The organism is Formivibrio sp. oc-25 (assembly GCF_055810895.1).
In genome coordinates, this window is record NZ_JBVVOL010000067.1 from 1 (window position 1) to 2,942 (window position 2,942).

Here is a 2,942-nt window from a genome sequence, read left to right on the forward strand (position 1 = left end):
TCCATTCTCGGGCAGAACTCATACTGCTCGCCACGACCCTTCTGGAAGATCTCCTTCAGGTTGTCTGCTTCCATGCGTGCGGTGAACGGCAGGTTGCCGATCTCGAAATACACAAACACTTCGTGGCCCATGTGTTCCACGATCCGCATCTTGCCGATGACGCTGGTCTGCGCATTGGGCAGGGTTTCGCGCGAGCCGATGTGTTCCGGACGAATGCCGAACTTCACCTTCTTGCCCACGAAACCGCGTACCTTCTCGGCCTTCTGCGCCGGCAGCGGCAGCTTCTGGCCACCCAGCAGCACAGCCAGGCCACTTCCGTCTTCAATCAGTTCCGCATCCTGGATGTTCATTTCCGGCGAACCGATAAAGCTGGCAACAAAGGTGTTGGCCGGCTTGGCGTACAGCACGGTCGGCTTGTCCACCTGCATGATGCGCCCTTCCTTCATCACGCAGATGCGCTCGCCCATGGTCATCGCTTCCACCTGGTCGTGCGTGACGTAGATCACGGTCGAGGGTACGCCACGCGACTTCAGATCCTTGTGCAATTCGGTAATGCGTACGCGCATCGAGGCACGCAGCTTGGCATCGAGGTTGGACAGCGGTTCGTCGAACAGGAACACTTCCGGGTGCTTCACGATGGCACGACCCACCGCTACACGCTGGGCCTGGCCGCCGGAGAGCTGACGTGGCAGGCGTTCCAGCAGCGCTTCGATTTCCAGCGTCTTGGCCGCTGCGGTCACACGCGACATGATTTCGTCCTTGGCAACCTTGGCCAGCTTCAGGCCAAAAGCGAGGTTGTCGAAGATCTTCATGTGCGGGTAGAGCGCGTAGTTCTGGAACACCATGGCGATGCCGCGCTGTTTCGGTTCCAGGTTGTTCACCACCGTGCCGCCGATCACGATCTCGCCGCCGGTAATGGTTTCCAGACCGGCCACCATGCGCAGCAGCGTGGACTTGGCACAGCCGGACGGGCCGACCAGCACCATGAATTCGCCGTCCTTGATCTCCAGTTCGATGCCATGCACCGCCTTGAATCCGTTCGGGTAGGTTTTCTCGACCTTGCGAAGACTTACGTTTGCCATCTTTCGAATCCTCTAACTCTTGAATGTCTTTGAGTGTCTGTCTGGCCGGATGCCATCCAGGCATCCGGCACACAATCCAATTAACCCTTGATGCCGGAACTGGCGATACCCTGCACGAAGTAGCGCTGCGCCGAGAAGAACACGATCATCGACGGCAACAACGCCACCACCGACATCGCGATCACCTGCGACCATTCCACCAGTTCGGTCGCGCTCACCGTCATGCGCAAGGCCAGCGAGATCGGGTACTTCGATACGCTCGAGATGTAGATCAAGGGCTGCATGAAGTCGTTCATCGACCAGATGAACTGGAACACCACCACCGAGATGATCGCCGGCTTCAGCAGCGGGATCAGGATGTACCACAGCACCTGCAGCGAATTACAACCATCGATCTGCGCGGCTTCTTCCATGTCCTGCGGAATGCCGCGCAGGAACTGGATCAGCATGAAGGTGAAGAACACTTCAATCCCGAAACCAGCCGGGACGATCATCGGCAGGTAGGTGTCGAGCCAGCCAAACTTCTGGAACATCAGGTAGGACGGCACCAGCAGCACGATCTTGGGCAGCATCAGCGAGCCGATCAGGATCGCGAACAGGGTCTTCTTGCCCCAGAAGTCAAAGCGGGCAAAGGCATATCCCACAATGATCGCCGAGACCACCGTGGCGATAATGCGCGGGATCACCATGCCGAACGAGTTCATGAAATACGTCGCGAACGTGTATTCGGTCGAGGTCTTCCAGCCCTGCACGAACGAGTCAAAGTTGAAGTGGCTCGGGATAAAACCGATTTCGGTAAAGATCTCGGCATTGGTCTTGAACGCCGCTCCAAACAGCCACAACAGCGGGTAGATCATCACGATGCCGACAATCGTCAGCACGATGTAGCGGATCGCCGCGGCAATCTTCTCGCGCTGCTGCGTCTTCAGGATCTCGGCGCTAGTCATTACGGTATCTGTTGCCATCTCTGCTTACTTCCTCTTGTCACCTGAATAGAACACCCAGTACTTCTGCGACCAGAATGCAATCGCGGTCAGCACCGATACCGTTGTGAACAGAATCCACGCCAGCGCACTGCCGTAACCCATCGCCATGTTCTTGAAGCTTTCTTCATAGATGTACAGCGACAGCAGGTAGGTCGAGTGCAGCGGGCCGCCACCGGTAATCACGTACGGCGCATTGAACTCCTGCGAGGCGTTCACCATCTGCATGATGAAGTTGAAGAAAATCACCGGTGTGATCAGCGGAATGGTCACTTTCAGGAACATCTGCATCTTGGAGGCGCCATCGATCGAGGCGGCTTCATACAGCGATTGCGGCACGTTCTGCAGTGCAGCCAGGAAGATCACCATGGCCGAACCAAATTGCCAGGCATTCAGCAAGATGATGGTCCAGATCGCATAGTTCTCGTCGGCAAACCACGGAATCGCCGAAAAGCCCAGCTTGGTCAGCAGGATGTTCACCAGGCCCTGCTCGGCAAACACGAAGCGCCACAACACCGCCACCGCAATCGAGCCACCCAGCACGGACGGCAGGTAGAACGCGGTGCGGAAGAAGTTGATGCCACGCAATTTGAAGTTGAGGATGTGCGCCACAAACAGGGCAATCGCCAGACGCACCGGAACGGTCGTCAGCACAAAGCCGATACTCACCCCGTACGACTTGTGAAACTTGCTGTCGTACAGAATGATGTCTTCATAGTTCTGCAGCCCCACCCATTGCGGATCCCCCACCGCCGAGTAATCGGTAAAACTCAGCGCAAATGACAACACAAAGGGGAACAGCTGAAACAGCAGCACCCCTATGATGTAGGGCAACGCATACATGAAGCCCAAGTGCTTTTTTTCGTACATCTGGTCT

Annotated in this window: 3 protein-coding genes; all 3 read right to left on the reverse strand. The window is 56.7% G+C overall.

Annotated elements, in window-relative coordinates:
* A partial coding sequence (locus AC0KVQ_RS16240; RefSeq protein WP_473422239.1) for an ABC transporter ATP-binding protein occupies window positions 1–1,082 on the reverse strand: 1,082 nt, incomplete at its 3' end.
* A gap of 80 nt (window positions 1,083–1,162) precedes the next feature.
* A complete protein-coding gene (locus AC0KVQ_RS16245; RefSeq protein WP_473422240.1) occupies window positions 1,163–2,047 on the reverse strand; it encodes a carbohydrate ABC transporter permease in 885 nt (294 codons plus the stop codon).
* Window positions 2,048–2,053: 6 nt separating this feature from the next.
* A partial coding sequence (locus tag AC0KVQ_RS16250; RefSeq protein ID WP_473422241.1) for a carbohydrate ABC transporter permease occupies window positions 2,054–2,942 on the reverse strand: 889 nt, incomplete at its 5' end.